The 26,779-nt window shown below is 45.7% G+C and carries 18 protein-coding genes; 12 read left to right on the top strand and 6 right to left on the bottom strand.

From position 1 onward, the window contains the following. The first annotated feature begins 458 nt into the window (after positions 1 to 458). The 4 genes from EXU57_RS16345 to EXU57_RS16330 all read left to right on the top strand — a co-directional run bounded on the left by EXU57_RS16345 (position 459) and on the right by EXU57_RS16330 (position 8,993). Positions 459 to 2,804: an efflux RND transporter permease subunit gene (locus EXU57_RS16345; protein WP_133269302.1), complete on the top strand. Its 2,346-nt coding sequence runs from the start codon at positions 459 to 461 to the stop codon at positions 2,802 to 2,804. 185 nt (positions 2,805 to 2,989) lie between these two features. Then, positions 2,990 to 6,175 carry a SusC/RagA family TonB-linked outer membrane protein gene (locus tag EXU57_RS16340; protein ID WP_133269301.1) on the top strand — a complete coding sequence of 1,062 codons (3,186 nt, stop codon included), beginning with the start codon at positions 2,990 to 2,992 and terminating at the stop codon, positions 6,173 to 6,175. A 19-nt stretch (positions 6,176 to 6,194) separates the two neighbouring features. Further along, complete coding sequence (locus tag EXU57_RS16335; RefSeq protein ID WP_133269300.1) at positions 6,195 to 7,652, top strand: RagB/SusD family nutrient uptake outer membrane protein; 1,458 nt, start codon at positions 6,195 to 6,197, stop codon at positions 7,650 to 7,652. A gap of 417 nt (positions 7,653 to 8,069) precedes the next feature. Continuing rightward, positions 8,070 to 8,993: a PfkB family carbohydrate kinase gene (locus EXU57_RS16330; protein WP_133269299.1), complete on the top strand. Its 924-nt coding sequence runs from the start codon at positions 8,070 to 8,072 to the stop codon at positions 8,991 to 8,993. A gap of 109 nt (positions 8,994 to 9,102) precedes the next feature. On the opposite strand, the gene EXU57_RS16325 is transcribed toward EXU57_RS16330, so the two are convergent. Further along, positions 9,103 to 11,712: a lamin tail domain-containing protein gene (locus EXU57_RS16325; protein WP_133269298.1), complete on the bottom strand. Its 2,610-nt coding sequence runs from the start codon at positions 11,710 to 11,712 to the stop codon at positions 9,103 to 9,105. 472 nt (positions 11,713 to 12,184) lie between these two features. Between EXU57_RS16325 and EXU57_RS16320 the strand changes: the two genes are divergently transcribed. Further along, complete coding sequence (locus tag EXU57_RS16320) at positions 12,185 to 13,174, top strand: aspartate-semialdehyde dehydrogenase (RefSeq protein ID WP_133269297.1); 990 nt, start codon at positions 12,185 to 12,187, stop codon at positions 13,172 to 13,174. Positions 13,175 to 13,305: 131 nt separating this feature from the next. Further along, positions 13,306 to 14,211 (top strand): prohibitin family protein, encoded by a 906-nt coding sequence (locus tag EXU57_RS16315; RefSeq protein WP_133269296.1) that lies wholly within the window; start codon positions 13,306 to 13,308, stop codon positions 14,209 to 14,211. Between the two features lie 26 nt (positions 14,212 to 14,237). Here EXU57_RS16315 and EXU57_RS16310 read toward each other — a convergent pair whose 3' ends face one another. The 3 genes from EXU57_RS16310 to EXU57_RS16300 form a co-directional block, all read right to left on the bottom strand. Continuing rightward, complete coding sequence (locus EXU57_RS16310; RefSeq protein WP_133269295.1) at positions 14,238 to 14,468, bottom strand: hypothetical protein; 231 nt, start codon at positions 14,466 to 14,468, stop codon at positions 14,238 to 14,240. A gap of 51 nt (positions 14,469 to 14,519) precedes the next feature. Continuing rightward, on the bottom strand, positions 14,520 to 15,299 hold the full coding sequence (locus EXU57_RS16305; RefSeq protein ID WP_133269294.1) for a glycoside hydrolase family 25 protein: 780 nt from the start codon (positions 15,297 to 15,299) through the stop codon (positions 14,520 to 14,522). Positions 15,300 to 15,625: 326 nt separating this feature from the next. Further along, complete coding sequence (locus EXU57_RS16300) at positions 15,626 to 16,153, bottom strand: hypothetical protein (RefSeq protein WP_133269293.1); 528 nt, start codon at positions 16,151 to 16,153, stop codon at positions 15,626 to 15,628. 136 nt (positions 16,154 to 16,289) lie between these two features. Here EXU57_RS16300 and EXU57_RS16295 point away from each other — a divergent pair, with 136 nt between their 5' ends. The 3 genes from EXU57_RS16295 to EXU57_RS16285 all read left to right on the top strand — a co-directional run bounded on the left by EXU57_RS16295 (position 16,290) and on the right by EXU57_RS16285 (position 19,815). After that, positions 16,290 to 17,321: a radical SAM/SPASM domain-containing protein gene (locus EXU57_RS16295; protein WP_207955504.1), complete on the top strand. Its 1,032-nt coding sequence runs from the start codon at positions 16,290 to 16,292 to the stop codon at positions 17,319 to 17,321. A 370-nt stretch (positions 17,322 to 17,691) separates the two neighbouring features. After that, positions 17,692 to 18,504, top strand: a complete 813-nt coding sequence (locus tag EXU57_RS16290) for an alpha/beta fold hydrolase (protein WP_133269292.1) — start codon at positions 17,692 to 17,694, stop codon at positions 18,502 to 18,504. Between the two features lie 162 nt (positions 18,505 to 18,666). Beyond that, the gene (locus tag EXU57_RS16285) at positions 18,667 to 19,815 is read left to right on the top strand and encodes a glycosyltransferase (RefSeq protein WP_133269291.1); all 1,149 of its coding nucleotides are present in this window, start codon (positions 18,667 to 18,669) and stop codon (positions 19,813 to 19,815) included. Positions 19,816 to 20,154: 339 nt separating this feature from the next. On the opposite strand, the gene EXU57_RS16280 is transcribed toward EXU57_RS16285, so the two are convergent. Further along, positions 20,155 to 20,622, bottom strand: a complete 468-nt coding sequence (locus EXU57_RS16280) for an Lrp/AsnC ligand binding domain-containing protein (protein ID WP_133269290.1) — start codon at positions 20,620 to 20,622, stop codon at positions 20,155 to 20,157. A 526-nt stretch (positions 20,623 to 21,148) separates the two neighbouring features. Between EXU57_RS16280 and EXU57_RS16275 the strand changes: the two genes are divergently transcribed. The 3 genes from EXU57_RS16275 to EXU57_RS16265 all read left to right on the top strand — a co-directional run bounded on the left by EXU57_RS16275 (position 21,149) and on the right by EXU57_RS16265 (position 25,732). Continuing rightward, a complete protein-coding gene (locus EXU57_RS16275) occupies positions 21,149 to 21,436 on the top strand; it encodes a hypothetical protein (RefSeq protein ID WP_133269289.1) in 288 nt (95 codons plus the stop codon). 280 nt (positions 21,437 to 21,716) lie between these two features. Further along, positions 21,717 to 23,888: a TonB-dependent receptor domain-containing protein gene (locus tag EXU57_RS16270; protein WP_133269288.1), complete on the top strand. Its 2,172-nt coding sequence runs from the start codon at positions 21,717 to 21,719 to the stop codon at positions 23,886 to 23,888. 449 nt (positions 23,889 to 24,337) lie between these two features. After that, entirely contained in the window at positions 24,338 to 25,732 is a 1,395-nt protein-coding gene (locus tag EXU57_RS16265; RefSeq protein WP_133269287.1) for a sialate O-acetylesterase, read from the top strand. On the opposite strand, the gene EXU57_RS16260 is transcribed toward EXU57_RS16265, so the two are convergent. Beyond that, positions 25,729 to 26,727, bottom strand: a complete 999-nt coding sequence (locus EXU57_RS16260) for an aldo/keto reductase (protein WP_133269286.1) — start codon at positions 26,725 to 26,727, stop codon at positions 25,729 to 25,731. The genes EXU57_RS16265 and EXU57_RS16260 overlap by 4 nt on opposite strands. Positions 26,728 to 26,779: the final 52 nt, after the last annotated feature.

Genomic DNA, 26,779 nt, shown 5'->3' with positions numbered 1-26,779 from the left:
GGGTACCGCAGTATTTCATAAGTTATTTTTTGACGGCCAGGACTAAATACCGCAGTTAAACGGAAAACAATCCCGGGAAGTCCCGCATGATTGTCTACCCACCGACTCGGAATTTCGTCAGCTAATTCTGCAATTGTTTTGCTATGTGGCATTTAAAATGCAGGAATATGGGGTTCTGCCGTTTAGAGTTGTTAAATCGCCGAATTACGAGTGGCTGTTGTTTAGAATCCTTTTCTTTGCCCATTCGGATGCAAGTTGTTGATTTTGGACTATTCAGCTAAGGTTATTGCTTCCCGCTTTCACAGCTCCACCGTGCAGGCTCCTAACTTAACCTTTTGGACGGAAGTGCGACCGTGCAATACTTTGGGGCCAGGCCCTGATTTTCGGGAAGAGACACTTTGAAGAGTCGAAGAACACCACCTTGTTGTACTTACTAATGTTTAAATGCAAAACCTGATATGTGGTATAGCCTGGGAAAATGGATCTTAAAAAATCGGCTTCCTCTCTTAATCCTGCTTTTTATTGCCACCGGCATCATGACCTACTTTGCAAGTAAGGTTCAGCTGAGCTACGAATTTACCCGGGCAATCCCTACAGACAACATCAAATACCAGGAATACGAACAATTTAAACAGCGGTTTGGGGGCGACGGCAATGTGCTGGTGATTGGCCTGAATGCGACCAATTACTATGAGCTGAGCACATTTAATGCTTTCCGGCAACTTCAGAGGGACCTGAAAACGGTTAAAGGTGTTGAAAGCATTCTGAGTATACCTGATGCGGTAACCATTACAAAGGGACCAGATGGATCTAAACTTGTTCCGGTGCGGATCTTCAACGATACAATTACCACCCAGGCTCAACTGGATAGCAGCCGTGCAGTTTTTGAAAACCTGCCATTCTATCGCGGATTACTATATAACCCTGATACAAAAGCTTACCTGACCGGTATCAATGTAAACAAGGAAATGATGAACAGCAAAGCCCGCTCCGGGGTAGTTGCTGATATTATGCAGCAGGTGCAAAAATTTGAAAGTGCTACTGGTCTGGAGTTGCACGCGAGTGGCCTGCCCTTTATCCGAACCACCGTTGGCGACCTGATAAAAGCGGAAATGCGCTGGTTCCTGATTGGTTCACTGATACTTTCGGCCATCACTTTGTTACTCTTCTTCCGTTCAGCAAGTGCGGTTATCATGAGTTTGCTCGTGGTGATCATGGGTGTGATCTGGAGCCTGGCACTCATGGTACTTTTTGGCTATAAAATCACTCTGCTGACTGCCCTGATACCACCACTCATTGTTGTCATCGGGGTTCCCAACTGTATTTACTTCCTGAACAAATACCACAGTTCATACCGCGAAACGGGTGAAAAAAATTCGGCGCTGGTGACCATGGTGGGGCGAATGGGTATTGTTACCCTTTTTTGTAATATCGCAGCCGCCATCGGATTTGCGGTTTTTGCACTTACAAAGAGTGCCCTGCTGAAAGAATTTGGCGCAGTGGCGGGCATTAACATCATGTTGCTGTTTGTTATCTCGCTCATATTTATACCCGCTGTTTTAAGTTACCTGCCCCCTCCCAGGCCCAGGGAGTTGAAATATCTCGACAACAAGCTGCTGATACGCGCCCTTGAACACGTTGAACGATGGACACTTCACCATAAAGGCTGGGTTTACGGGATAACGCTGGTGGTAACGGCGGTTGCCATGGTTGGCATATTTAGGTTGAAAAGCGAAGGATATATCGTAGATGATCTTCCAAAAACAAATAAAATCTATACCGACCTGAAATGGTTTGAAAGCAACTTTAAAGGTGTGATGCCGCTCGAGATAATGGTGGATACCAAAGCCCGCAGGAACATCAACCTTGAAACATTCCAACTGATGGATGAGTTCTCGCAATACATCAGTACAAATCCAAACATAGCTCGCCCCCTAAGCCTTGTGGAAGCACTGAAGTTTGGAAACCAGGCTTACTACGATGGCGACAGTATGAGCTATACGCTGCCGATAACCATTCCCAGCCTTACCCCGCTGTTGAGAAAAGCAGACAGCGCAAATACAGGTATCAACCGTGTAGTAAAAGGATTTATCGACACGAGCCAGCAGTATGCCCGGATCAGCGTAAACATGAAGGACGTAGGAAGCCTACAATTACCGGTTATTCTCGATAGCCTGGAAACGCATGCAAAGCAAATATTTGACACCAGCGCGTACCGTGTTCAGTTTACAGGAGCAACAGTGACATTCCTGGAAGGAAGCCGTTTTATTATTAACGGACTTAAAGAAAGTGTGCTTTGGGCCTTTCTGCTCATCGCACTTTGTATGCTTTACCTGTTCAAATCGTTTAAAATACTGGTGTGCTCCCTCATACCCAACGTTGTGCCACTGGTAATTACTGCAGGCGTTATGGGCTGGGCCGGTATCGCATTAAAACCATCAACCGTTTTGGTATTTAGCGTTGCACTTGGAATTGCGATAGACGTCACCATCCGGTTCCTGATCAATTATAAGCAGGAGCTTCCTGAAAACGGGTACGAGGTTGAACCAACCCTGATTGAAACCATTCGTCATACCGGAATTAGTATTATTTATACCAGTCTTGTTCTGATTGCCGGGTTTGTAATTTTTTGTTTCAGCGGATTTGGTGGCACAAAGGCGCTTGGATGGCTCACCTCACTCACTTTGGTTGTGGGCACCATTACAAACCTGGTGCTGTTGCCGGTGCTCCTGCTCCTGCTTGGTCGCAGGAAAAGGGCAACACCGATGCCGATTGGGGATCAACAACCCCCATTGCATCAGTAACCTGAATTGGGAATCAATATTTTACCCTGCTTTCTGAAGCAAACCCTATGCACAAATAATCTACATTTCGTAGGTTATTTTCCTTCATTCATTAAATTCTGCCTTTTGTAAAATTTCGGCGCGGTGTTACAGCATTATTACGGCACCTTTTGTCATACTTAAATTGTTCACCTAAAAAAACAAGTATGCGAAAAAGCTTAACCCTGCTTACACTCCTGATGCTCTTGCTGGCGCAACTTTACGCTCAAACCCGCCGGATAACGGGGCGGGTAGTAGACGATAAAGGCAACCCTATAACAAACGTTTCGGTTGTTGTGAGGGGTGGCTCAGGTACGGTAACCGATGCGAACGGAACTTTCTCTATCGCGGTGTCACCAACATCAAGAGTAATTGATTTTTCATCCCTGAACTATGCCCCTCAGGCTGTTACCATTGGCGACAGAACCGAACTTGCTGTTACCATGGCATCGTCGGACAGGAACCTCGAAGAAGTGGTCGTAGTGGGATATGGCACCCAAAGACGTACAGAACTTACCGGTAATATTGCCCAGATCAGTGGCAGTAAGTTGCGCGATCAGCCGATACAAAGCTTTGAGCAAGGATTGTCGGGCCGGGCTGCGGGCGTAAACATCTCCATTCCCAACGGGGTGCTTGGTAATGCGCCCGTGATCAGGGTGCGTGGTGTTAACTCTATTTCCCTCAGCTCCTATCCATTGGTTGTAATTGATGGTGTACCTTCTTTCACCGGGGACGTGGGTAGCGGTTCTTCAGCCAACAACCTGTTGGGCGATATCAACCCATCCGACATCGAAAGTGTGGAGGTCCTAAAGGACGCTTCAGCTGCTGCTATCTATGGCTCAAGGGCGTCTGCCGGGGTATTAATCATTACCACTAAAAAAGGTCGTCAGGGTCGCGCACGGGTCAATTATGAAGCATGGACCGGCTGGACCAACCCGTACAACCTAATCGAAGTGCTGAATGCCCAGGAATTTACCGACCTGAAAAACGAAGGCCTCGCGAATGCCGGAACACCGGCAAACGGAACAACAAGGGGGTTCTATACTATGAATGACGCGGCGGGCAAGTTGGTAGATACCCGTTGGTACGACCACATTTACCGTACGGGTTTCTCGCACAACCATACCGTTAGCATTTCCGGGGCGAACGATAAAACAAACTATTATTTTTCGACGGGCTTTACCAACCAGGAAGGTATGTTTAAGAATAATAGCTTTAAAAGACTAACCGGCCGCTTTACACTAGATCATAAAGTGAACGACTGGCTGACTTTTGGTGGAACTTTCAACTATACCAACTCCGAAAACGAAGGCCTTAACACCGGGTCTACCGGTGCGGCTTTTAATACATCCGGTGCGGCGCGTCTTGCTTTTGGCCTTGCGCCAAACGTCGGTCCATTGAATGCCGACGGCTCTTATAACATCAGTGGCAATAATACGATCGGACAAGGCAATAACATTTCGGCCGTGACTTTTAGCAATCCGGTGATGTTGCTCGACCTCAATCGTTTCGTCTCAAAGAGCGATAGGGTACTTGCAAATGTATATGGACAGGTAAGATTATTCAGGGGCCTTAGTTTTAGATCGCTCTATGGGATAGATAACCTGTCGGTAGTAAACGAGGACTTCCGTAATGCACTGCATGGTGACGGCCAGCAATTTGCGGGGGGAGCTCAAAATACTTTGCAGCGGCCGCGGCGCTGGAACTGGTCCAATACATTAACATATGATACCCGTATTATGGATGACCATGGCCTTAATATCCTGCTGGGTGCAGAGCAACAGTACACTAAAACCGACCGTTGGGGAGCTGACCGCAGAAACCTTGCGGACCCTTTCTTTAACGAATTCCAGGGCGGATTTGTAGACATGACACTGCCGGCTTCTCCGTTTATTCCACAATTGTCAGAAAACTTCCTGCAGTCGTATTTTGGCCGGATAAATTATGATTACAAAAAGAAATACCTCCTGTCTGCAAACCTCAGAAGAGATGGCTATTCTGCATTTTCAAACAAATGGGGAACTTTCTATGGCGGATCAGCCGGTTGGGCCGTATCGGAAGAGGAATTTTGGAAAAACTCGGCTCTTGGAAATGTGGTCAATTCATTGCGCTTCAGGGGTAGTTACGGTATGGTCGGCAACTTTGCCGGTATAGGCGATTACGCTTACCAGGGTTTATATAGCACCGGCCTCTATGGTGCTAATGCTACCGTTTTCTTTAACCAGGCCTCTAATGCTAATCTTACCTGGGAGAAAAGTAAGAAGCTTGATATAGGTTTCAACGCAGGCCTTCTAAAAAACAGGCTATCTGTTGAATTTGCCTATTATAAAAACGACATCACTGACCTGGTGTTATTTGAGCCCCAGGCTCCTTCACGCGGTATCCCTACCCCTACCAATGTTCCGGCGAATTCGTTGTTAACCAACGTGGGTAGCATGGTGAACAAAGGCTTTGAACTTACGTTGAATGGCACAATCGTGTCATCAAAAGAGTTTAGCTGGACATCCAACTTCAACATCACTACCCTCAAAAATGAGGTGCTGACACTATCAAACAACAACGCCGACGTATTGGTCGCCACCGGCGGACTTGAATCTCCTTCACTCATCCGGGTTGGGGAGTCTCTCGGAAGCTTTTATGCTGTACCCACCGAAGGGGTTAATCCTGCTAATGGCAGACGGATTTTTGTGTTAAATGATGGTACCAGGGTTCAATATAATCATGCAGCTGCGTCGGCAAGCCGCTGGACCAGGGTTGACACCGAAGCAAATTCAAGACCGGCAAACCAGGCCACCGACGCAAGGGTGATCGGCCCCGCACTTCCAAAGTACTTCGGTGGATTTGATAATACATTCAGGTACCGCGGCTTCGATTTGAACATCCTGCTGTATTTCAGCGGGGGCAACTATGTATATAATGGCAGTAAAGCGGGTTTGCACGACAACCGGAACTGGAACAATGCAAAGGACGCACTAAATCGTTGGACAAAAGCGGGCGAAAACGCCATGTGGCCTAAAGTGGTATTCGGCGATAACGTTTCTAACGGCTCGAGTATGGTAATATCGAACAATGTTGAAAAAGGAGATTTTATAAAAGGTCGCAACATATCGCTTGGTTATACCTTCCCCAAAACACTTGTAGACCGCGCAGGACTTAACAACGTAAGGTTATATGCTTCCGTGTTAAATGCGTTTACTATTACCAAGTATTCTGGTTTCGATCCCGAAATTCAAAGCAACAACGGAGCTGCCAACACTGGTGGTGAACAAGTGGTGAACAGTGCTCCAAGTGTTGACAGGAACGCAGCCCCACTCGCCCGTACCATTAACCTGGGAATAAACATTGGCTTCTAACCCTTAAATCTCTTATCACATGAAAATCAACATAACGGTACTTCTTCTGCTGATTGGTGCCCTGTTCTCCTGTAACAAAGACCAGCTCAACCTGCTACCACAAACCGATATCGACGAGTCATTGGCTTTCTCCACACCAGAGCGCATTCTCCTCCAGGTTAATGGCATGTATGCGGCCGCAAAGGGCGGACCTGCGTCCCCTTCGATTGGACAAATTTACGCCGGCCGGTACCCGGTTTACCAGGATATTCGGGGCGAAGAATTCATTAATGAAACCGCTAACGGAGTAACAAACCTGCAAACCTGGAACTTTACACTGCAGTCAAGTACCAATGAAGTACAAAACTTATGGAACGCCGGTTACCAGGCCATCAACAGGATCAATACCGTGTTGAAGGGTCTCGAAAATGCACCGGTAAGCGATGTATTGAAAAACCAATACCGCGGTGAAGCCCGGTTTCTTCGGGCTCTGATGTACCATTCACTCGTAAACCTGTATGCCCGGCCATACACCGACGGAAACGGGAGTAACCCCGGGGTGATTATATATACCGAACCGCAGTCGACGCTTGGCAACAACAATAAGGCAAGGTCAACGGTAGCTGAGGTGTATACGCTGATACTGGAAGACCTGAATTTTGCTGAAGCTAACCTTCCCTTAAACTACTCCACAACAAGCCTGAATGTTACACGGGCACACCGGAACACCGCTATTGCGTATAAAACGCGCATCTACCTGCATATGGGCCAATATGCTGATGTGGTAACCGAGGCTAACAAAATCGTTTCGGCTGCGGGTCCATTTGTTGCCGCCACCGGTGTGCAGCACAAGCTTGAACCAGATGTTACGCTTGTATTTGGTGCCGGCGGACAAACCCTGGAGAACATATTTTCGATGCCGTTTACCACCAACAACCTGCCAGGTACCCAAAATAGCCTTAACCAATATTATAGCCCTGGTGCAGCAGGCGGTAATGGCGATTTCAGCCTTAACACCGCCGGAGCCGGTATATTGGCGAACCCGGCATGGAGTGCCACAGATAAACGAAGAACCTCTTTCGTACAAGTTATCGGCACCAAAACGTGGTTACGCAAATGGACAGCAAATACCGACTACGTACCTGTTATCAGGTATGCTGAAGTGCTGCTAAACCTTGCCGAGGCGCTCGCCCGTACCAATGCCGGTGTTAATGCAAGGGCACTTCAGCTGGTTAACGCGGTGCACCAACGCTCCGATCCGGCTACCCCGTTTAGCCCGGCTACCCAGGCTGAGCTTATCAACGTGATACTTACCGAAAGAAGGATTGAGTTACTAGGCGAAGGATTCCGTTCAATGGACCTTACCCGCCTTAATGCCCCACTTCCGGCAAAAGGCACTGTTCCGGCGATTGCACCTACCGATTCACAATATATCTGGCCCATTCCGCTTTCTGAGATCCTGGTCAATAAATCCGTGGTGCAAAATCCCGGGTATTAAAACCCATTCACACAGCAACAAAGGCCGGTCGTTCAGACCGGCTTTTTTGTTTTAGTGCCGTATTGCAGGTTTTTTTTGGTGGTCGGCTGAAACACTTTGGGCATCATCGTTCCACGTCCGCCCGGCGATCCATTCGGACGGGCTCGGTTCATCGGCAGTTTTTTATAGCAGCAATTACCTTAACACGAGGGTTGACTCACGATGCCGGGCAATTAAGTTCTATTCAAAAACGCGGCGGTTCAGCTAAGTCTACCCAAGCCGATGTAGAGGTTGGTATTCATTCCCGCTGCTCATGTATGATCGCGTTTTTCGGCTTACTTAAAATACTTTAGCTTCGCACCCCGATGGCCATAAAGGTTGTACACACAATACTTACTCGTCAGCAAACCCACTTTCAATTTTAAACTTTCAAATAGTATGTCGTTACTTGTTGTTGGCTCTATGGCCTTTGATGCCATTGAAACGCCGTTTGGTAAGTCGGATAAGATCATCGGTGGAGCCGGTACTTATATCGCCTGGAGTGCATCAAACTTTACCACACCTATAAAACAGATCTCCGTAGTGGGAGGGGATTTTCCACAGTCTGAGCTTGACGCACTTATAGCACGTGGTGTTGATATGGAAGGTGTACAAATCAAAAAGGATGAAAAAACCTTTTTCTGGTCAGGCAGGTACCACATGGATATGAACACCAGGGATACCCTCGATACCCAACTTAATGTCCTCGAAAATTTTCAGCCTGTTGTACCCGATAGCTACCAGGATTGCGAATTTGTAATGCTTGGAAATCTTGCCCCGGCATTACAAAAAAGCGTGATCATGCAAATGAAAACGCGGCCAAAACTGATCGTAATGGATACGATGAACTTTTGGATGGAGATCGCGCTTGACGACCTGAAGGACCTGCTTACCATGGTTGATGTATTGCTCGTAAACGATAGCGAAGCAAGAGAACTCAGCGGCGAATACAGCCTGGTTAAAGCGGCAAACAAAATACTAACGATGGGACCGAAATTCCTCATCATCAAAAAGGGTGAACACGGTGCTTTGCTGTTCCATCAAAACCATGTGTTTTTTGCCCCGGCGCTACCGCTTGAAGATGTATTCGATCCAACAGGCGCGGGCGACACGTTTGCCGGCGGCTTCATCGGGCACATCGCACGTACAAAAGACATTTCGTTTGAAAACATGAAAACAGCTATTATCATGGGTTCAGCCCTCGCGAGTTTTTGTGTTGAAAAATTCGGTACGCAACGGCTTACAGAAATAACTAAAGAAGAGGTGGATGCCCGTCTTGAAGAGTTTGTACAACTTGTAAATTTTGATATTGATCTCGTTTAAGCACTAATACAAACTTTGAGGGGCCGTACGAATGTGCGGCCTTTTTTTATGTTACCCTAAATACAGCTGCCGGATGCAATGCTAAGTGATGCTTTACAGCAATGGTCAGTCAGAACTTTGAGGCAACAACAATCGCGTTTTTAAAGGCTTTCTTTTTTCCATTAAGGTTAAAAACTTCGGCCAGCAGAACATAAGCACCTACAGGAACCTTTTTCATCTTGTCGTTCAGGCCGTCCCACCTGAAAGAAGCCGATGCTGACAACAGCGCATTAGCAGCAATCACCTTTACCAGCCTGCCAGATGCATCGAACACCTTAATATTGGCCATATAACCCGGCTCTCCCATAACAATCTTTATCGTTGTAAAATCATCGGTTCCGTCCTGGTCGGGCGAAAAAACTTTGGGTTCTATGCTTAGGTTGCCGGGCGGGCTAAGATCGGCGCGGTACTGTGAATTTTGGTAAGCGGGTGTAGCGTAACCGCTTGTTGCGGCAGCAGAAAACCAATTGCTTCTCAGGCGAGTAGCAGCGTTATAATCTATTCTTTCTAGTGATATCCCTTCTGTATTATTAAGCAGATCAAAATGCCACTTTTCGTCATAACTAAACTCATCAATGATCGTTCCCTGGTTGTTCAACAGTACAACGGTACCATTTGCATCGGGGTATGATGGCATCGTTGCAATGTCGACAAATTGATTGGGGTTCGTTGTTGCATAATCCCTTTTGACAGCATCCCCATCTTCGCTGATGCACAGGAATTCACCCGGAAAGAATAACCTGCTTTGCGGCTGCAATTGTTTTAGCCCCGCAAGGGCTCCATTAGAAGTTGCCCTGCCGGCAATATACAGGTCTTTGATGTCGATGATCTTTTTACTCCTGTTGTATATCTCAACAAAGTCGTGGCCGCCAGCCTTCGGGTTGAACAATACTTCGTTTACCACCACATCCATGGTATCTGCAACGGAGGGCAATCCTACGCTTACCATGCCTGATCCGGATAATGGATTAGCGCTGCAGTCGGTCACGTTATTTACGGTTATGGTGTACCTTTTTTCGCGTACCATGGGTTTTGCCAGCTTTATTGTTACACTGGTAAAAAGGGGACCAATCGGTTCGGCTGAAACGGCTAGCCCAACGCCCTCATCTAACAGGTAATTTGCAATCACCGACGCATTAGCGCTGTCCAATGGTTCATCAAAGAGCAGCTGTATGCTTAATGAGTCGGCTGCGGTTGCCTGAAGCAGTTTCGGCGGGCGTACATCTGCATTTGTGGCTTCTACAGTATTCCTGGCACCGGGTGTTCCACCCCGGCTGTCGGTGCTTGCCCTCCAGTTTCCTGCACCGGTACAGGGGTTCTTTGGATCGATCATCTCAAGCGACCAGCCACCATTGCTTTTAACTGGATTTTGAAACCATTGCTGGTCGTAACTGATGGCGTGCATGGTCAGGTCTTCCTTTGTCATAAGAACAAGGCCTCCAGCTGAAGAAGCAAGCGAAGGAAAGGAGACAAGTCCCAATGCCGGACCATAGGAATGGTACTTACTTACCGCGGTTGTTGAGGTAATGATTACAAAGCTGTCCGGCTTCAAGGAATAAGCAGGAAAGTTGCCGCTTGTTGTTGTTCCGGATCGTATTTTCCAACCTTGCAGGTTAATTGGATAGGGGCTCGTATTCCTAAGTTCAATGAAGGCTGCATCGGGCAAACCTACCACAGGAGTAGGATCTGGTAATACTTCGTGGATTACCACGTCGTACCGGCGAGGTTCGTAGTATACGAAGGTTGAAGTGCCGGTTACGAGTGTATTTCCGGCAAGGTCCTTTAAGCCGTTTACCGTGAGAACGGTGGTTGCGCCACTAGTGAAAGAGGTTGCAAAAACCAGGTGTATAAGTGCCGCGTTAAGTTGATCGCGCGATGCAGTAACTGGCATAGATGAGCTGCCTGCCGCATAACAGGCGGGCGTTTGCGCCGTGGCAGGATCAAGTGCTTCGGAAAACAATATGTCGACACTGTTGCGTGATGTGCTAATAACGTTTAAGATAAACGGCGGAACAATATCGGGCACATAGGGTTTTACCTGGATGTCGTCGAAAAAATGCCGTTGAAAAAAGCTGCCTGTACTCTGGCGAACTACCATTCCAAAGTACGTGGATGCCTGGTGAGTGCTGTCGGTTGCACTGCCCTCAATTGTGTAATTATTTCCTGTGCCCGTGATATCGGTGTACAAACTGAATTCGTTTCCGGCATTGCGGATCACCTTGAACTTTAAACTGATGTTGCTGCTGTTTAGCAAGCCATTTGCGCCATCAATAAGCCGGGTAATGTTTCCATTTTGATCTTTGCGGTACAAGCTAACTTCATCATCGGTGTTGCCGATTCTAACGAAATAACCCCTGTTTGCGGTACTGCCAAGGTCGGCGCTGGAAGCAGTAAGGTAAACATCCACATAGTTTGCTGACGATGGGTTAAAAGCGTATGCAACAAACATCTCCCATTCAGTTTCGGTTGCAAGTTGATTTAACGTATTAATCTGGAAAGTGCTGTTTGCATTGGTGTTATTGCTTTGTAATTGAAACGTTCCGTTAATGACAAAGTCGGCCGGGTTTGCATTCCAGGTGGGATTGCTGGTAAAATCACCGTCGTTGAAGTGGTCGGTAAATTGTGATTTTGCCGGAATAAGGTACAATAGAAACAAAATAATTACAACGGATGTTTTCATTGGTTCCGGCGATTAAACAGTGGGAATAAGATATTCATTCCACTTCTTAATTCATAATGCGCAAGCCGTTTTCGCAATCGTTGCCGGAAATATTTTTTGGTTGCAGATAATTTTGCAATTACATTCGCAACAGATGAGCACAACTACCATTTATATTAAACGCATTAAGAAACATTTTCCTTAGGGGAAGTTGCCTGCGTTTTCTATAATTAAAGCATATAAGGCCTTCCCTCAACGGAAGGCTTTTTTTGTGCTCCGAATTGTTTTCACTGCACCCATTACTGTAACAATCAATAAGGTTCTACAAGCTGTTTGCAGTAAGGGTGTTGTTTGGCAACAATTGAATGAAAGTACATTCACTCGTTGCGCAAAGAATAATTGTACAAGAGTGCGACGCAACGGCTGTTGAAAAAAGCGCATCAGCCGGGTCCAAAAAAAAGAGTTCATAAACTAAACCATAAAACCAAAAACAATGAAAGTTGCAGTAGTTGGCGCCACCGGCCTGGTGGGCACAAAAATGTTACAGGTACTGGCGGAAAGAAATTTCCCCGTAACGGAACTCGTTCCCGTTGCTTCGGAAAGATCAGTGGGTAAAGAAGTGGAATACAAAGGTCAGAAGTATAAAGTAGTAAGTATGACCGATGCCATTGCAGCCAAACCAGATGTAGCGTTGTTTTCAGCCGGCGGCAACACCTCACTTGAGTGGGCACCGAAATTTGCAGCTGCAGGTATTACTGTGATAGACAATTCAAGCGCCTGGAGAATGGATCCTTCTAAAAAATTGGTGGTTCCCGAGATTAATGCAGATGCGCTGACAAGAGAAGATAAAATTATTGCAAACCCAAATTGCTCGACCATACAAATGGTTGTTGCATTAAATCCGTTGCACAAGAAATATGGTGTAAGACGTGTTATCGCAAGCACCTACCAGAGTGTTACCGGAACAGGGGTGAAAGCCGTGGATCAATTGATGAACGAGCGAAAAAATGTTTCGGGTGAAATGGCTTACAAGTACCCGATTGACTTAAATGTTATTCCGCAGATTGATGTTTTTATGGAGAATGGCTATACCAAAGAGGAGATGAAAATGGTGAATGAAACGAAAAAGATCATGCGCGACGACTCGATAAAAGTGACTGCTACAACAGTCCGTATCCCGGTTATGGGCGGACACAGTGAAAGTGTAAACGTGGAATTCGCCAATGAATTTGAGATGCAGGATGTTAAAGACCTTTTGAGTTCCTCACCAGGCATTGTTTTACAAGATGACCCGTCGAGCCAAACTTACCCTATGCCACTTTGGGCACACGAAAAAGACGATGTATTTGTAGGCAGGCTGCGCAGGGATGAAACACAACCTAATACGCTAAACATGTGGATCGTTAGTGATAACCTGCGGAAAGGTGCAGCAACAAATGCCGTACAGATCGCGGAGTACTGTGTTGCAAATCACCTGCTTTAATTCAGCCAACAACAATTGTGTAAGAGGTGCCCGGTGGGCGCCTCTTTTGTTTTGTGGTAGCCCGGCCTGGTGCAGAAACATAAACATAAAGGTGCTGCGATATGTTATCTTTAGCAACATAAACCCTGAAAATGCTACTTATCATACTCGGTGTAATTGTGTTTTTTGCAGCTGCATCGTTACGGAAAATGAATGCGCCTTTGCCCGGTTACCGGGGAATAGTTCGATTGGTTGGACTTGCAATGATTGTAATTGGCATCTTAGTATCTTCTGTGATCCAGATTGATGCGGGTGAGATAGGTATCAAATCACTTTTCGGCAAAGTGCAAAACGACGTGCTCAGGAGCGGGCTACACCTGGTTAACCCGGTAATGGAGGTGCAACAACTGGACGTGAGAACCCAAAATTACACAATGAGCAGTGTTCGCGATGAAGGAGACAATACCGGGGATGATGCTATTCGGGTGCTTACATCGGATGGTCTTGAAGTTATTATTGACCTTACCGTTTTGTACCGGGTGCAGGCAAACGACGCACCTAAGCTGGTTAGGGAAACAGGCTATGATTTTCGCGATAAAATAGTAAGGCCGGTTACCCGGACCAAGATAAGGGATAATGCAGTTTACTATACTGCCATCGACTTGTACAGCACTAAACGTGATGAATTTCAAACCCGTATCTTTAAAACGATAGCAGATAACTTTAGCAAACGCGGCCTGGAAGTAGAACAATTGCTGATCAGGAATATTACCCTGCCTAATAAAGTTAAAGCTGCAATCGAAGAAAAAATTAATGCTGAGCAGGAAGCGCAGAAAATGCAATTTGTACTACAGAAAGAAACCCAGGAAGCAGAACGGAAACGTGTGGAAGCACAGGGTATTGCTGATTACCAGCGGATCATTAATACGGGCCTAACGGATAACCAATTGCAATATGAACAAATTAAAGCCTTAAAGGAAATTGCCACTTCGCAAAACGCCAAGGTGATTATCATGGGAAATAAAACCCCCTTAATAATCGACGGAAAAAATCCATAGCATAAAAGGAATTGCCGGATCGATGGTCATTCCTGCTCGATGTCATCGGCCGTCCATAATTTTTGGAAGATCCTTACCATGATGATTACGCTTACGACAAGCCATAAGTAAAACAAAACATTTGCCAGCCGGATGCCATTATCGGGAAAAGCATTGTCATTTTTTAATGCTGCGGTTACGGTAATACACAACCACACCAACCCGATGCCAAGCGATTTGCCTATACGTTTCAAAAAGTTAAGCGCTTCAGGTTCCATGTGATTGTTTGTTTGAGTAATATAACTAACCTGGTGGGGCTAAAGTTTAGATCACGGGATTAATAAATTCTCGAAGTCGGAACGATCTCCATTAAAAACATTGAAGTCTACCCTACTGGTAATTCCATTTACACGGCCACGTTCGCTGTGTTGCCAGAATATCCATGGGCGGTTGATTCTCGGCCTGTTTTTTTCGTGGTAATGGGCAACCCAAAGCGGGTAGTCGTTAAATTCCGTCCCCATATAGGTGCTGTAAAAATTTACATAGGTGTAAATAATGGGTTTCACCTTGTAGTGTTGCTCTACCATTGTAAGCCAGTCCTTAACTTCTTTGCGCATTTTCTCCGGCTTTACCCCAAACAATTGTTCAACATCTAAAACGGGGGGCAGATCGCCGCGTGATAATTTAACCGTATTGATAAAGTTCCTCGCCTGCGCCTTACCGCTTTTACGACAAATGAAAAAGTGATATGCGCCACGAGGTAGCCCGGCTTCGCCAGCAAGCGCCCAATTCCGGCGGAATTGTTTGTCTACATTACCCAATCCTTCTGTTGCCTTGATAAAGGTGAAGCCAATCTGAACATCCTTAACCTTCATTTTTTTCACGGCCGGCCAGTAAACGTAACTCTGGTATTTGCTTACATCAATACCATGGATTTCGTAATTAACTGGAAGGTCTATGCCAAAGGCAGGGTACCTCGCAAACCTGGCCTGCTTGACCCTGAAGAAGGTATACCATACGTAAACTGTACTTGTAACGGCGATTAACAGCAAAGGCACAATCAGCCACAATGCCCGCCTTGATTTCGTCTTTTTTCTTCGGGTAGCCATATCAGGAACACAACATAGACACCTATGTACAACAAATATGACCAATTCTGTGTGAATGGTAACTGAAAATTACAGGATGTGCACAGATGGAGAGGGCGTCACACTGATGTGCACGGATGGAAAAAGTTGGCACACAGATGACGCGGATGGGCACAGATGGGTTTAGCACACGGATGGCACGGAAAGCACAAATGGTGCTTAGCTCGCCATAAATTAGTTACGCAGAAACAGCCTTGCGCCTGGATAGCACGATAACCCCAGATAGCAGCTCGCTCACGAGAGACACGGCGCGCCCAAAAAAGAATTGCAAATGCTTTGGCCTGGGGTTAGACAAGCGGGTGCTCGTCGCCAAACTGGTTACGGTACCGGAAGTAAACCATGTTTGCAGCAATCGAGATGTCGATAATGGTATTGATTACAAACAACAGGTGCTGACCTTCCCCGCTTTTTACGACATGGCAATCCAGTGTTCCATATTTTTCGGTTAACCGGGTTCGAAGCTCCTCAATGTCTGCAGTTGAGAACTTCCGGATTGCTTTGGCAACTCCGCGTTTTGGCAAGTTGGCGATGATGGACTCGAAATCTTCTGCTGTTTGCACGACAGGGTAAGCGGGTTCCTTTCGCAAAACATAACTTTCGGGAAGGGTCATATTGCCTGCCGGAATAAAAAGTTCTTCTTCGGTTAGAAAGCAGTAGAACTTTTCTTCATCGACCGCCGGCTCATCGTCCAGACCCGCAAAGCGGAAATTATTCTCAGCAGAAGCGATTACATAATGCAACTCAGAATTAAGAAAACCCGGCTGGAGCGCATGAAGGTTGATGTTTAATTCCAGTTGTTTGGTATCGATGGCCATAATAAACGGTTGAATGACAAAAATACCCTATTTGACATTATACAAGCCGGCCGAAATGAACATTGGTGAGGAATTTGCCGCCTAAGATCGTCCCAAACCAATATTGTAATCAGGGAAGCTTAATTTTACCGTTCTTATGATGTATTTCAACTTAAACGATAGCCTCAATTATATCTCAAAGCTTACCCCGGCAAGAGCATGGAATGCCTTGAAAGTATTGTCGAGTTACCGTTTGAGCAGGCTGCTTGGTAAACCCATCCAGTGGGGTTATCCAATCTCTGTTTCTTTTGAGCCCACAACGTCCTGTAACCTCAGGTGCCCGGAATGCCCCAGTGGCTTACGCGCCTTTACCCGGCCAACCGGGATGCTCAAACAGGACTTCTTTCGTCGCACGATTGATGATATCCATAAAGAACTCACCTACCTTATTTTCTACTTTCAGGGTGAACCTTACCTCAACCCGGATTTTCTCGACATGGTTAAGTATGCTTCTGACAAAGGGATCTATACAGCTACAAGCACCAATGCCCATTATCTTAATGATGCAAATGCAAAAAAAACCGTTGAGAGCGGTCTTGACCGGCTGATTATTTCTATTGATGGCACTACCCAGGATACCTATAAGCAGTACCGCGTGGGAGGGAAACTTGAAAAAGTAATCGAGGGCGCAAAGAACATTGTAAAGTGGAAGAAGGAACTGAACAGCAAAACGCCATTTGTGTTCTTCCAATTCCTGGTAGTAAAACATAACGAACACCAGATTGAAGACATTAAACAACTTGCAAAAGAGGTTGGTGTCGACCAGGTTCGGTTTAAAACCGCCCAGGTTTATGATTACGAAAATGACCCGAACCAACTTATTCCGAGTATTGAAAAGTACAGTCGTTATCGAAAGGGTAAGAATGGCAAGATGAAGTCGAAGAGCGGTATGGGCAATCACTGCTGGAAACTGTGGCAGGGAAATGTAATATCATGGGACGGACTTGTCGTACCCTGCTGTTTCGACAAAGATGCAAGCCATCAGTTGGGAAACCTGCAGGTGCAAACTTTTAAAGAGGTTTGGAACAACGACAACTATAAACAGTTTCGAAAAGAAATCATGACAAGCAGGCAGAATATCGACATCTGTGCAAATTGTAGCGAAGGGCTGAAGGTTTGGGAAGATTAATAACAATCTTTTAAACAGCTGAGTCGCTTAGGACAATCAAAGCTGCGGTTGATCCGCCTCGTTTAGATTGCTTTAGGCAGGTTAGTTCATCTACCTAATCGTTCCTATGGCCGCTCACCTCATTAGCTGTGGTTTACATTTTTGAAGCGGGTTCCCTGAAAATCGTTTATCATTTTCAAGTATACAAGCTGCTTTGATGCATTACGGGCTCAGGCCTAGATTGCAGTAACAGGGAAATGCCTTCGCCCAGGTCTTTTCTTGTAAAGGCGAAAACCCATTGTATTATTGCTAAAGGAAGTGCCTGGTGCCTGTTATGGAAAATAGTTGGGGCACATCTTTTGTTAATGTGGGCCGATAACATAACGCTTTAATGCAGGATCGATTTTTTACACATAATACATCTTCATTTCACTACCGCGTTTTTGGCAACGGGCCAAAATTGCTGTTTTGCTTTCATGGCTATGGACGCGACAGTTATACGTTTGGTTTCCTCGCCAAGGCTTTAGGTACCCGGTATACGATTGTAGCACTGGACGCTCCTTTCCACGGTTTTACTAAATGGGATCACCCTGATTTTGAACCGGATGACCTCGTTCAGATTGTACAAGGTATCAGGCGGAGCTTAAATAAAGAAGGCCATAAGATATCGCTTCTTGGTTTTAGTATGGGTGGTCGTATTGCTTTGCACCTTACCCAAATGCTCCCTGATGAAATCGAAAGGGTGGTTTTGCTTGCCCCTGATGGCCTGAAGTATAAATCGTGGTTATGGTTTACAACCCAAACATGGGCAGGCAGCAGGCTTTTCGACTATACCGTGCATCACCCGGGCTGGTTTCTTAGCATGGTACACTTACTTGAAAAAAGCCGGGTAATCACCAAGAACCTTGCAAGTTTTGTTGACTATTATTTCGAAGATAAACCTCAGCGAATAGCCTTGTATCGTAGATGGCGGATCATGAAAAACTTCAAGCCTCAGTTGTACCGGCTGAAGAAGGTTATCCCAAAACATGATATCAAAGTGCGAATGCTGTTTGGCAGCTTCGACCGAATTATCCACTATGCCAGCGGCCAGCACTTCCTGAAAAAGATCGAACAATATGCAAGCGTGAAGATTATTGAAGCAGGGCATGACCTATTGCGTGAATGGCACACTCCCGTTATTGCAGAACTGTTTAATGACTAGTCAAAATCCTTTACTTAAGCGATTTCCCGGATCTCAACCGGGTTAATCTTCTGGCAAACCGTTGCTTTACCTTTTACAGCGAAGTACAAAGGGGCAGATCAATTTAACAAACTGCTCAACTTAACGAACTTGAATGATCAATAGTTGTTTTCTTTGCTTTGAATGACCTGGCTACTGTTACTACTGATCGCACTACTTCTTGGTGGTTATGCAACCCTAATTGAGAACTATCGTCGCTGGTTCCTGGAGGTTAAGCCTTTTGCTGTAAACAAAGGCATAAAACCAACTACTTCATTTTCCATCATTATTCCCGCCCGCAATGAAGAGGAACAGATTGGCGCGTGCCTGGAGTCTGTTTTAACGCAGAACTACCCGCCAGACCTTTACGAAGTGATTGTCATCGATGACCATAGTACTGATCGTACTGCTGAAATCATCGTGCAATACCAACAACGGCATACAAACCTTCGCCTCTTCAATCTCGAAGAGCTTTTGCCTGCCGGTAAATTGAACTCCTATAAAAAAAAAGCCATCGAGTTGGCAATAGAAAAAGCCGCGGGAGATTGGATCGTTACCACGGATGCAGACTGTAAAGTACGCCCGAACTGGTTGCGATCTTTTGATGGCTTCAGGAAGGAACGCAACGCGGTGTTTATTGCTGCACCTGTTAAGTTTACCAATACGGGTTCGTTTATCTCGATTTTCCAGTGTCTTGATTTCATAAGCCTTCAGGGCATTACTGCAGCTTCGGTAAACAATCGTTTTCACAGTATGTGCAATGGCGCCAACCTGGCTTATAGCAAAGCCGTTTTCAATGAGGCAGGGAAGTTTGCAGGGATAGATGATATTGCAAGTGGGGACGACATGTTGTTGATGCATAAGATCTTCTTAAAACATCCCAGGCAGGTGAGATTCCTGCTTTCCGACGAAGTAATTACGGAAACCCTGCCAATGCCAGACTGGACCAGCTTTCTAAACCAAAGGATTCGCTGGGCAAGTAAAGCAGAAAGTTATGAGGACAAACGCATCTTCTGGGTTCTGGTTTCGGTATACCTTTTTAATTTGTCGCTGGTATTACTGCCAATACTTGCACTTTGGGTTCCTGTTGCAATCTGGTATTGGCTCCTGTTGATCGTGTGTAAAACGATTATTGAACTCCGGTTTATGCTACCTGTTGCAAGATTTTTTAATGAACGGAGCATGTTGTGGTGGTTTCCTGTGATGCAGCCTTTTCACATTTTATATACGGTAATTGCGGGCTGGCTGGGCAAATTTGGAACGTACCAGTGGAAAGGCAGGACGGTAAAATAGGAACAGCCCAAACGTCTCAACATCCATCCGCAGTTCTAGTTGGAGCAGGCCTCCGTTTTTGCCTGGTGTACGAAACCTCAACCCGGTTGTTGGTCACCGGCCGAAGAAAACCGGGATATTATCACGCACAATCCCGTACTGGCACTACGCCAGGAATGGTGAGTATGATTTCGGCACATGCATTCACTTTTCAAAAACACTAAAACAAAGATCCCCGGTATCAGGATGTCCATACTATTGTAAAACTGCCAGCGCGGTTTAAAACAAACATCCTTCCTCCATAAATATCCACTTCTACGCTACATACTCAATTTCAAGGGTAAGATTTTTATTTAAACATCAACCCTGGTCGGTAACGACTACGTTTCGGTTGAAACTCTCCTGTAGGGAAATGAATGTTTCCGTTCTTTCTATCCCCCTGATCTTCTGAAGCTCATCGTGCAAAACATAACGTAGCTGGTTGATATCCTTACAAACGATCTCAGCAAACATGCTGTAATTACCGGTAGTGTAGTTCAACCGGACGATTTGCGGAATTTTGTGCAATTCCTTCAAAACGCTGTCGTACAGCGAACTTTTCTCAAGATAGATGCCGATAAATGCAATGACATCGTAACCAAGCGCTTTTAAGTCGACGTTCATTCTTGTACCTTTTACTATACCTGCTTCCTGTAACTTTTTTATCCTTACATGGATGGTACCACCGGAAACAAATAGCTTTTTGCCCAGGTCGGCATAAGAAATTTCAGCGGTTTCCATCATCTCATAGATGATCTGGTAATCCAGTTTGTCAAGATTTAATTTCATTGCCCGATAAGTTATTATTGTTACATGGTCTCTAAGACTTAAAGCAAATATTTGGAAAATTTCGAAACTTTAAAAATTTATCTTGATAGATTTGCAACATAACGGCCATTTGCTTTAATATTGCATTATCAAATCATTCAAACAGGCACAAGGCCTGGATACTGTGGGGTGATGAAACTTTTGGCAGACATGCCCTCTTGTCTCGGGGGTGAGGATCACAGGATAAACGTAGTGTAGAGCCGCTCTAATAGCAATATTAAAGCGACCAGGGTCGACCACTGAACTTTGCGCTACAGCTAACTGCCTCGTGGAGGTTCGACCCCTCCCCCTACAGCTGATAAACGCCCTTCATAATTGTAACAATTGTGAAGGGCGTTTTCGTTTACCGCCTATATGCTATTCGGATTCTCATACAACTGTTTTGTTTTGTTTCTGAAAATCCAATCAGATCCTTCCCTTATCGTTTACCTGTTATTACGGCTTCGGATCTTCCTTTAGTATTTCGGATATTGTTTTATCGGGTGAATTGCCGGAAAAAATACAACAGGCGGCAGAGATGTATGCAGGTTGTGTAGCGGGCGCCATACAGCAAAGCGAGTACCTCCAATTAATCAAAAACAATGGGTTCACCGACATCACCGTTCAAAAGTCAAAACCGATTGCAATACCAGGTGACATCTTGAGCCGGTACTTATCGCAGGAAGAAATAAGTGCATTTGAACAATCGGGTACAGGTATTTATAGTATCACCGTTTTTGCGGTTAAGCCCGCGGTACAAAAAGCTGCCTGCTGTGGTCCCAACTGCTGTAGCTAAGCCTGGCGCCATGGAACTCCCAAGTTTCAGACCCTGGTATCTCCATATCAGCAGCGAACGATAGGCGTTATTGCTTAAGCAGTATAGGAAAGAAAGTACCATAGTCAAATTGGGGCTTGGATCAACTGGCAGGAAAGAAAGATTGCACCGATGCGAATGGAATGTCGGGCGCTGACCTATCTTGTTGCATTGTTGTAATGAGCAAACGGCTTGTTGCATAGCACACCATCAGGTCCGGTGATTTGGTGCAGTTTATTCACCCAAAATTTCGCTTTCAACTATGCGCTTACTGTTCTTCTTAACCTTAATACTTGCAGGCACCTGTTCTTATGCACAACAACAACTCAGGATTAAAGTAGTTAATGAAGCTAATGTACCACTCCTGGCGACTGTTATTGTGAAAGGCAGTGGCAAAGGTGCAGTAAGCGACAGTACCGGTTTTGCAATGTTGTATTTGTCTTCAAATGGCAGGTACACTTTAACAACATCGTCGGTGGGTTACCAGGAGAAAGAAACCCGGATAACGGTTCCCTTATCGGCACACGGTCTCGTTATCGTCCTGGAAGGAGCTGAAGAGGAACTGGAAGAAGTTATTGTGCAATCAACACGCACCAGTAGAACCATTCTTAATACACCTACCCGGGTAGAGACCATTGAGCTGGAAGAGATCGATGAAAAAACCAATATGCGTCCCGCGAACGTGGCCATGATCCTTCATGAAAGCACCGGCATACAGGTACAGCAAACATCGGCTACAACGGGTAATGCCAATATCAGGATACAAGGATTGGATGGCAGGTATACGCAACTGCTCAAAGACGGCTTTGCGAACTTTGGAAATTTCTCCAGCGGACTTAGTGTATTAGAGATCCCACCGCTGGATCTGAAACAAGTTGAAATCATCAAAGGTCCTGCTTCAACCTTGTTTGGCGGAGGTGCCATTGCCGGAGTTGTAAACTTCATTTCAAAAACACCAAAACTTACCCCGGAGTACAGCTTTATCTTAAATCAATCAAATATCGGCCAAAGTAATGTTGGTGCCTTTGTCTCAGGCCGGGGCAAAAAAGCAGGCTTTACGGTGCTCGGCTTATATAATCATCAAAATCCCTATGATGTCGACAAAGATGATTTTACCGAAGTACCGATTTCTGATGAATTTACCATTCACCCAAAGTTATTCCTATACCCCGGGGAGCATACGACAATCGCTATCGGAAACAGTTTTACCCGGGGCAGCAGAACCGGCGGTGATATCGTCGTAATCCGCGAGAAGGCAGATCAGGACCACCAATATTTCGAAAGAAACAAGACGCTCCGCAACATCAGCACCTTCGATCTGGAGAGCAGGTTAGGTGAAAACAAACGAGTGGTTGCAAAACAAAGCTTTAGCATTTTTGATCGCAGCATAGACCTTCCTGCATACCGGTTTTCCGGGGTTGATCATACTGCTTTCACAGACATTTCGTATGTAGCAGGTACGGGCAAACAGGTTTTTGTTCTGGGGGCCAACCTCTTAATCAATAAATTCAAGGAGAAGCTTAACCCCACTGCAAGGGATATTAAGACGACTACAGCGGGAGTATATGCCCAGTACACCCGTGACCTGAATGAACATGTAAAAGTAGAGGCCGGGCTGCGGCTTGATGATGTGAACTATACTAATAGGGTCTATTCCAATAACGAATATTTTGTTCTACCTCGGATATCTGTATTGTTTAATTATAATGAAAAGTGGTCATCGCGTATTGGAGCAGGGATGGGATATAAAACGCCAACGTTGTTTACCCAGGAAACGGAAACCTTACAGTACCGCCAGGTTCTGCAACTAGATAACGTGAGATCAGAAAAGAGTTATGGTGGAACAGCCGACATCAACTTCAAGACTGAGATAGGTGAAAATCTCAGCTTTTCTTTAAACCATATGTTCTTTTACACCCTCATCAATGATCCCCTCGTATTAACAGGCAATACCGGCTGGAACTATAGTTTTGCAAACGCCAGCGATCCCGTTGTTAGTGCAGGTTTCGAAACCAATGCACGTATCATCTTTAGGGAAAACTTCAAACTATTCCTGGGGTATACACTAACAGATGCTAAAGGAAAATACCGCACCCTGAATCAATACTTACCGCTTGTACCCCGAACCAAGCTAAACAGCGCTCTCATCTATGAAAGAGAAGGCAAACTCAAACTGGGGTTGGAGGGATACTTCACGGGCAGACAATACCTGAGCGATGGCAGCCAAACAGTTCCTTTTTCGGTGTTCGGCTTTATGGCAGAAAAAATCTTCAACAAGTTTTCTTTGTACATCAACTTCGAAAACTTTACCGATACCCGCCAGAGCCGCTATAAGGCAGTTGCCAGTGGATTACACAATAACCCCACATTCGATGAAATCTGGACACATACCGAAGGCTTTGTTGTAAATGGGGGGATCAAAGTGAAACTGTAAGCAACTGCCGGGGAAAACTTCTTAAAATACCATGAAGGGGAGTATGGCGCCCGGTTGCCGGAGTAAGGTTTCTGTACGTATTTACAAGACATTGTAACCTGGGTTGGGATACTTTCAGGCATAAAAAAAGGGCCAGGATAAAAATCCAGCCCCGTTTAATCCAATATTCTATGAAAAACCGAGATAAATATCGTAAAAATACTTTTACAATAGTAATAATACTATGAAGTTTTTTTTTTGTAGTTATTCACATTCAATCAATTCACCCGTATATCTAACGCATTGGGCCTTCAACCATCGGGTTCCAACAACTACATTCCAACTCATACCCTGATTTCAGCAGTTGACCTTATAAAACTGTGTACTGGTATAACCCTGATTGCATTTTTAGGTTAAGCACTCTATTTTGGCGCAACTTAAAAACGTAAGTACAAACAAGTTATACAAGTATGAAGAAGTTAATACCCGGCATTATAGCCATTTTATTATACGTTTATGCGCCTTTGGTGAATGCACAAAACCAAAACGTTTCCTTTTATATCATATTGGGTCAATCGAATACCGGCTGGACACCTGCCACCGGTATGAATGCCAGCCAGCATGCTGCTTTCGGCGGAGCGGTTCCAAACACCTTAATCTGGAACCCCGGTGTGGGAGGTTACTCAGCAAACTGGGAGCCACTGGTGGTAGGTAAAAATACGCGATGTGAGAACTTTGCCGACTCAACCCAGTTTGGACCCGAAGCTTCACTGATGAAAAGTCTCCAAAACCAAAGTCCCCAACAGCGGATGGTTTATAAACAAGGCCAGGGCGGCACAACGCTCGCCGGCGACTGGAGACCTCCCCAGCCCGGACAATACCTCTGGGAAGCAGGTGTACGATGGCAACAGCTTACGCAATGGTTAAAACTGGCTGCTTCACAGGCGGCAGCAAACGGTTACCGGCTCCATCTTCAGGGTCTTATATGGATGCAGGGAGAAGACGATGCGCTTACTTATGCCGATGCAAGCCGCTATCTCGAAAACTTGGGCTATTTCTTTGACTCATTTGACAATCTTTGGCGCGACCTCGCGGAGACGTATCATTTCCCACGTAATAACTACAAAAAAATTTTAGGCAAAATATATGCGCCCACTGCTTACCCGTTTCGCGACCTGGTGAGGGCCGCACAGGAAACTTACTGCGCCAATCCTTCCAACAAAACAGACCTGGTAAATACCGATAATTACCCGTTACAGGACTGGGTTCATTATAACGCTACCGGTCAAATTCAATTTGGTTTGGATTTATATCGTCTGCTAGGGGAGAATAGTACGCTACCAATGGGGTTTACCGGATTTGCAGCATCGGTCAAAAACAATACTGTTCAATTGAACTGGGCCGTCGATACACTAAACAACCGCCTTACCAGCTTCCAGGTTGAACATGCAACAGATGCCACAAACTTTGTAAAAGCCGGGGAAACAAGCGCATTCCAGTGGGTCCATCAGTTACCAGCTGCAGGGTCGAATTATTACCGGGTAAAAGCAACCCTCGTTTCCGGACAGTCGCTATACAGTAAAACCGTACAGGTCAATTTTACCAACGCTGGTGGTAAAATGGCGGTGTTTCCGAATCCTGTTGGTGGTAAAGAGCTGAATATGAAGGTGCCTGACCTACCAGCCGGAACATACACGATCCGCTTGCTATCGATGAAGGGCCAAGTGCTGCAGACGATTACGCTCCGGCATACCGGAGGTATTCTTTATACCAGCCTGGGCACAGGCGCTATTCCTGCAGGTATGTATATGCTCCAATTGATTGGAAATACCCAACATTACACACAAATAGTAGTAAAAAACTAATCAGCAAGTATTGACTCAATACGTTGTAGCTGGTCATGGTCAAAATCCGAATTTCTTAAGCAGGCAATTGCATCGGTCACCTGTTCGGGACGACTTGCACCAAGGATTACAGACGTGATCCGGCTATCTTTCAGGATCCATGCGAGCGCCATTTGCGCCAGCGTTTGGTTACGGCTAATGGCAACCTCATTCAGCTCCCGAACCTTGTCCACTGTCGCGGCATCGATCTTGTCGCTGGTTATCGCACCATTCGGCAGTGAACGGCCGGCTCTTGAGTCTGCCGGTATGCCATCGAGGTACTTATTGGTAAGCAGGCCCTGTGCAAGTGTTGAAAAGGCAATACAGCCAACCCCGGCGTTCTCTAATTCGTCAAGCAACCCGTGTTCTACATCGCGAACGAACATAGAATATTTTGGCTGGTGAATAAGGCAGGGTGTTCCCATCTGCTTCAACATCTGTATTGCTGCTTTCGCTTCGTTGGGGCCGTAGTTCGAAATGCCTGCATATAGCGCCTTGCCTTGCCTTACTGCGAGGTCCAGTGCACTCATGGTTTCTTCCAAGGGCGTATTGGGGTCCGGACGATGATGATAAAAAATATCTACATACTCCAAACCCATTCTTTTTAAACTTTGGTTGAGGCTGGCCATGAGGTATTTTTTAGAACCCCAATCACCATATGGTCCTTCCCACATCTTATAACCCGCTTTGGTAGAAATGATCAGTTCGTCCCGGTAAGGTAAAAGATCATCATTCAAAATTCTTCCGAACGTTAATTCGGCTGCACCAGGCGGTGGGCCATAATTGTTTGCCAGATCAAAATGGGTGATGCCGTTATCGAAAGCAGTAGTCACGATATCCCTGCAATTTGCGGGTGTATCTACTTCGCCGAAATTTTGCCAAAGCCCAAGGGAAATTGCAGGCAGCATCACGCCGCTAAGTCCACAACGACGGTACTGCATGGATTGGTATCTGTTCTCCGAAGCACGGTAAGCCATAGTCAACAGGTTATTTGCGTATAAATATATCAATTAACACGCTGTCTCCGAC

The sequence above is a fragment of the Segetibacter sp. 3557_3 genome (assembly GCF_004354985.1).
Lineage (GTDB): Bacteria > Bacteroidota > Bacteroidia > Chitinophagales > Chitinophagaceae > Segetibacter.
Note: the sequence above shows the minus strand (reverse complement) of the source record. Positions and strands in the feature narration are given on the sequence as shown.

Coding starts and splice junctions, on each gene's coding strand:
- EXU57_RS16300 (WP_133269293.1), bottom strand. CDS start 16,153: ATGGCCATCGATACCAAACAACTGGAATTAAACATCAACCTTCATGCG.
- EXU57_RS16290 (WP_133269292.1), top strand. CDS start 17,692: ATGCAGGATCGATTTTTTACACATAATACATCTTCATTTCACTACCGC.
- EXU57_RS16295 (WP_207955504.1), top strand. CDS start 16,290: ATGATGTATTTCAACTTAAACGATAGCCTCAATTATATCTCAAAGCTT.
- EXU57_RS16280 (WP_133269290.1), bottom strand. CDS start 20,622: ATGAAATTAAATCTTGACAAACTGGATTACCAGATCATCTATGAGATG.
- EXU57_RS16335 (WP_133269300.1), top strand. CDS start 6,195: ATGAAAATCAACATAACGGTACTTCTTCTGCTGATTGGTGCCCTGTTC.
- EXU57_RS16265 (WP_133269287.1), top strand. CDS start 24,338: ATGAAGAAGTTAATACCCGGCATTATAGCCATTTTATTATACGTTTAT.
- EXU57_RS16325 (WP_133269298.1), bottom strand. CDS start 11,712: ATGAAAACATCCGTTGTAATTATTTTGTTTCTATTGTACCTTATTCCG.
- EXU57_RS16270 (WP_133269288.1), top strand. CDS start 21,717: ATGCGCTTACTGTTCTTCTTAACCTTAATACTTGCAGGCACCTGTTCT.
- EXU57_RS16320 (WP_133269297.1), top strand. CDS start 12,185: ATGAAAGTTGCAGTAGTTGGCGCCACCGGCCTGGTGGGCACAAAAATG.
- EXU57_RS16315 (WP_133269296.1), top strand. CDS start 13,306: ATGCTACTTATCATACTCGGTGTAATTGTGTTTTTTGCAGCTGCATCG.
- EXU57_RS16345 (WP_133269302.1), top strand. CDS start 459: ATGTGGTATAGCCTGGGAAAATGGATCTTAAAAAATCGGCTTCCTCTC.
- EXU57_RS16305 (WP_133269294.1), bottom strand. CDS start 15,299: ATGGCTACCCGAAGAAAAAAGACGAAATCAAGGCGGGCATTGTGGCTG.
- EXU57_RS16310 (WP_133269295.1), bottom strand. CDS start 14,468: ATGGAACCTGAAGCGCTTAACTTTTTGAAACGTATAGGCAAATCGCTT.
- EXU57_RS16340 (WP_133269301.1), top strand. CDS start 2,990: ATGCGAAAAAGCTTAACCCTGCTTACACTCCTGATGCTCTTGCTGGCG.
- EXU57_RS16285 (WP_133269291.1), top strand. CDS start 18,667: ATGACCTGGCTACTGTTACTACTGATCGCACTACTTCTTGGTGGTTAT.
- EXU57_RS16330 (WP_133269299.1), top strand. CDS start 8,070: ATGTCGTTACTTGTTGTTGGCTCTATGGCCTTTGATGCCATTGAAACG.
- EXU57_RS16260 (WP_133269286.1), bottom strand. CDS start 26,727: ATGGCTTACCGTGCTTCGGAGAACAGATACCAATCCATGCAGTACCGT.